This is a genomic window from Streptomyces sp. (assembly GCF_031181555.1).
GTDB lineage: Bacteria > Actinomycetota > Actinomycetes > Streptomycetales > Streptomycetaceae > Streptomyces > Streptomyces fimbriatus.
In genome coordinates this window covers 1-4,497 of the sequence record NZ_JAPSKQ010000283.1, presented here as the reverse complement: position 1 = coordinate 4,497, position 4,497 = coordinate 1, and the positions used below count along the sequence as shown (strand labels likewise).

3 protein-coding genes are annotated in these 4,497 nt (G+C 72.9%); 2 read left to right on the top strand and 1 reads right to left on the bottom strand.

Annotated elements, in window-relative coordinates; all coding sequences use genetic code 11:
* Nucleotides 1-139 precede the first annotated feature (139 nt).
* On the top strand, nucleotides 140-835 hold the full coding sequence (locus tag RIM90_RS30670; protein WP_309064008.1) for an antibiotic biosynthesis monooxygenase: 696 nt from the start codon (nucleotides 140-142) through the stop codon (nucleotides 833-835).
* Nucleotides 836-884: 49 nt separating this feature from the next.
* Here RIM90_RS30670 and RIM90_RS30665 read toward each other — a convergent pair whose 3' ends face one another.
* A complete protein-coding gene (locus RIM90_RS30665) occupies nucleotides 885-2,714 on the bottom strand; it encodes an endonuclease/exonuclease/phosphatase family protein (protein WP_309064007.1) in 1,830 nt (609 codons plus the stop codon).
* A 302-nt stretch (nucleotides 2,715-3,016) separates the two neighbouring features.
* On the opposite strand from RIM90_RS30665, the gene RIM90_RS30660 reads away from it, so the two are divergent.
* Entirely contained in the window at nucleotides 3,017-4,453 is a 1,437-nt protein-coding gene (locus RIM90_RS30660) for a hypothetical protein (RefSeq protein WP_309064006.1), read from the top strand.
* Nucleotides 4,454-4,497 lie beyond the last annotated feature (44 nt).

The following is a 4,497-nucleotide window of genomic DNA, read 5'->3' as shown; positions in this document are numbered from 1 at the left end:
GTGCGTGGTGTGCCTGCGGCGCGCGTCCGGTCCCGGTGGGCGTGCGGCGGCCCTTGTTCCCGCCGTGCGCGACTTGACCTGAAGTTCGGTCGAGGTCGGAAGGTGGGGTCGTCGCGTTCGCCGAGCAGTGGAGGCAGCTATGACCCGCCGTACGGACCAGCACCCCGACCTCGCCGATCCCCGGATCGGCGCGTCGCTCTTCAGCACCTGGCGGGTGGGGACGCCCGAGCGGCAGGAGGAGGCCGTCGAGGCGATCGGGCGGACCTGGGAGCGGCGGGTCTGGCCGGCCCGTGATCTGCTCGGGTATCACGTCTACACCGGGGAGGACGGGGAGACGCTGCTGCACTACTCGCAGTGGACGAGTGAGCGGGCGTACGAGTCGTTCGTGAAGACGCACCGGCAGGAGCGGGTGGACGAGATCGACACCGCCGTGCCGGGGATCGAGCGGGTGGCGCTGCACCGGTACCGGCATTACCGCAGCGGTGTGCGGGAGGGGGACCGGGCCCCCGGGTGCGTCGTGATCGTCGACGTGGAGTTCGAGGGGCCCGACGCCGAGCGGCTGAAGGACTGGGCCGACGCCGTCCTCGACGCTCTGGAGGGCGAACCGGAGCCGAACCCCGGGAGGATCTCCGCCCACTTCCATCTGGGAGCCGACGGGACCCGGGTGCTCAACTACGCCGAGTGGGAGAGCGCCCGGGCGCACGCCGAGGCGTTGGCGAGGGACGGTGCGGGCCCGACGGCCGCCGCGTGGGAGCGGGTGCAGAGGTGGCCGGGGCTGAAGAGCAGCACCGTACGGCGGTACGAGCACGCTCTGGGGCTCGTACCGGCGCGGTGAGGGGTGCCCGGCCGGCCGGACCGGATGTTCGGCCGGCCGGGGGCGGGCCCTAGGGGCGGAAGCGCAGGATCTGCGGGTCGTGGTCGCTGATCTGGCCGTGGAACTCGGCGTTGATGTGCACGCTGTCGTAGCTGAACGTGCGGTCGCGGCGGATCGACGGGCTGATCAGGATCTGGTCCAGGACCTGGCTGTTGCCCTGGTAGACGTAGGAGTAACGCTCGCTCTTCGGGAGGGACTTGACGGCCGACCAGAGGGTGCCGTCGCCCTCGAGGATCTCGGTCGTCTCCGAGAACTCGAAGTCGTTGATGTCGCCCAGGACGACGACGTCCGCGTTCTTCTGCGTCTTGAGGATCTTCGCGGTGAAGTCGTGGACCGCCTTCGCCTGGAGGTGGCGCTGGGCCTCCGAGCCGCGGGACGGCGGCTGGTACTGCGAGGTCAGGCTCTGGTCGCCGCCCTTGGAGGCGAAGTGGTTGGCGATCACGATGACCGTGCGCCCGCGGAAGACGAACTCGCCGGCCAGCGGCTTGCGGCTGTTCTCGAAGGCCTCGGACGTCGGGTCGACGCGGCCGGGGGAGACCGTCAGGGCCGCCTTGCCGCGGACCCTGGTGACGTCGACGGCCGTGGTGGCGTCGCCGCCCGCGCGGTCGGTGAAGGAGACCCGGTCCGGGTTGAACAGGAACACCTGGCGGATGTTGCCGCCGGGCTGGCCGCCGTCGGCCTTGTCGGCCGGGTCGACCGAGCGCCAGTCGTAGCGCGGGCCGCCCGCCGCCTCGATGGCCTCGATCAGCTCGGCCATCGTCGCGTCGGCGGCGACCGTGCCGTCGTCGGTGGCGCCGTTGTTGTCCTGGATCTCCTCCAGGGACACGATGTCGGGCGACTTCAGGTTGTTCACGATCGCGGCGGCGTGCGCGGCGAAGGTGTCGTCGGAGGGGTCGAGGTTCTCGACGTTGTAGGTGGCGACCGCCAGCTCGCCCGCGCGCTGCTCGCGGGTCGTCTCGCGCCGCAGGCCGTTGTCCCGGAGGGTGCCGAGCTCGTTCGCCACCAGGGTGTAGCCGCCGTACTGGTTGAAGTCCAGGGGACCCGTGGTGGTGCCGGTGAGGGTGTCGCCGACGTTCGCGTCGGGGAAGTCCGCGGCGCGGCCCAGCGACTGGATCTGGAGACGGCCGGTGTTCTGGGCGTCGTAGGAGCCGTAGACCGTGCCGCCGCGCCGGTTGGGGTTCTCCCACGGCTTCACCGTGACCCAGAGCTCGGTGTACGGGTCGGTGGCGCCCACCACGCGGGTGTCGGAGACCCGGACGTTCATGCCCTCCAGGGACTCGTAGTGGTCCAGGGCGTATGCGGAGGGGCGCAGCGGCAGGGCGTTGACCGAGCCGTTCGCGGCGGGGTCACCGGCCGGGGCGTAGGCGGCGGGGACGGACGCCGCGTCGATGGTGGTGGCGGCCGGGACCGGGTTGCCGCTGGAGACGACCGTGAAGGTGGGGCGCGTGATCTCCGTCAGGGACTGGTTGCCGGAGGAGGTGCCGCCCGGGACGTACTCCGTGACCGTGCCGGAGACGGTGACGGCGTCGCCCACGGCCACGCCCTTCGGGGTCGAGCCCGTGAAGACGAACACGCCCTCGCTGGTGGCGGGGTCGGCGTCCGGGTCCGGGTCCTGGATCCAGAAGCCCCGGGAGGAGCCGTAGGTGCGGATGCCGGTGACGATTCCGGTCACGTCGGTGACCTGCTTGCCGACGTACGGGGACATGCGGGTGTCGCCCTGGATGTCATGGATGCGCACACTGTCGGCGTGCGCGGGCGAGGTGACGAGGACGGCGGACGCCGCGGAGCACACGGCGGCGACGGTGAGCGCGGCGAGACGCGCGGACGACTTGCTCGGCAACGGATTCCCTCCGGGGACGTGTGGAGCGCCGGGACGAGGGTGGAGCGTGGATGGTGGGAGCCGCGACCGGCGGGGCGGTGCGACGCGCGTAGAGGCCCGACGGTCGGGTGGTGGGACCCGGGGGTTCCGGTGAACAGCTGTCCGCCGACTTCTACGCGCGTCAATCTCCAGCCTGGCCAGGTCACTTGTCAAGGTTTCGGCCATGTACGGGTACGGAAGAGCAGATGAAGTGGGCGGCATGGGTGGAAATCCGTCTAGGCTGAGCGGCTGAGTCGTTGAAGGCGCCCTAGGAGAACCAGCCGATGTCAGACAGCTCCCCCCTGCCGCCGGCGCGGCTGCACCCCGAAGCGGAGCTGGCGCGTGACGCGCTGTCCACCCCGTTGCTGTCCCGGGCCGCCCGGCTCGCCCGCTGGGCCGGGCCGGATACCCGGGTCGACGCCGGCGGCGGGCTCGTCGACGAGCAGCTGCCGGAGGCCGCCGACGTGCTCGGGCTGACCGGCCGGGACGCCGCGGCCGACGCCGGTGAGGCCTGGCGCGTCGCCCTGGACGCCGGGCTCGTCGAAGTGGTCGACGAGAAGGAGGGGACGGTCGCCGCGGGCGCCGACCTGGCGCTGCTCACCGGCGGGTCGCCGCAGGACGTGCTCGGGGTGTGGCTCGCCGCCCTGGAGGCGGTGCTCGCCGACGCGAGCGTGCCCGACCTGGGCGGACTCGTCGACGCCGTCGTCGCGGAGGGCGGGTCCGGAGAGCTCGACCTCGACTCCCTGGACTGGAACCCCGAGGCCGAGGCGGAGTTCCTCGACGGCGTGCTCGGCAACCTGTACCTGCTGACCGTCGGCGAGGAGGGGGCCGCCGGGGCGCCGGTGCCGCTGCCCGCGCTGGCCGCGTCCGTGCTCGTCCCCGGCGACATGGCCGAACCGACCAACGACGTCCTCGAGCAGGTGTCGGACGCCATGGTGCGGCTGGACGACCAGTTCCGCATGCTGGAGCCGGTGGGGCTCGTGGAGTACCGGCCGGTGGACGAGGCGCTGCTGAGCGACGCCGACGACGAGCCGGCGGCGCCGGTGGACGAGACCGACGTCTCCCGCTACGGCATGGTGCGGCTGACCCCGCTCGGACTGTACGGACTGCGCGCCCGGCTGCTGGAGGCCGGGTTCGACGCCCCGGCGGTCGGGGACCTCGCGGACAAGGGCGCCGACGCGCTGCTCGACGGCACCGCCGCCTTCCCGCCGGCGGCGGCCCACGCGGAGACCGAGCACTGGCTGGCCCGGCGCGAACCCCTCGCCGCCGCACGGGAGTTGCTGGCCGCGGCGCGCGGGACGGACGAGGGCGCGCCGCTGCGGCGGCTGCGCTGCCAGCAGGCGCTGTCGCTGGTGGGTGCCTCGGCCGAGCCCGCCCTGCGGGAGGTGCTCGACGACGCCGAACTCGGCGGACTGGCGCGGGTGTGGCTGACCGAGCACGGGGCGGCCGATGTGCCGCCCCCGTCCGAGACCATGATCTTCTGGCTGACCATCGACACGGTGGCGGCCCAGCTCGCGGCCGAGGGCAACTCCGAGGAACTGCGCGCCCTGGTGGAGGGACTGGCACGTCAGCACAGCGGCTTCTTCGCCACCGCCTGGCGGGTGGACCACCCGGCCACGGCGGACGTGCTGGAGGCGATGGGCCGGCTGCACCCGGACAAGAAGGTCGCCAAGGAGGCCCGGAAGGCGGCGTTCAAGGCCCGGTCCCAGCACGGAGGCTGAGACGGCGGCCGGCGCGCGGTCACCGCGCGCTGGCCGGGCGTCAG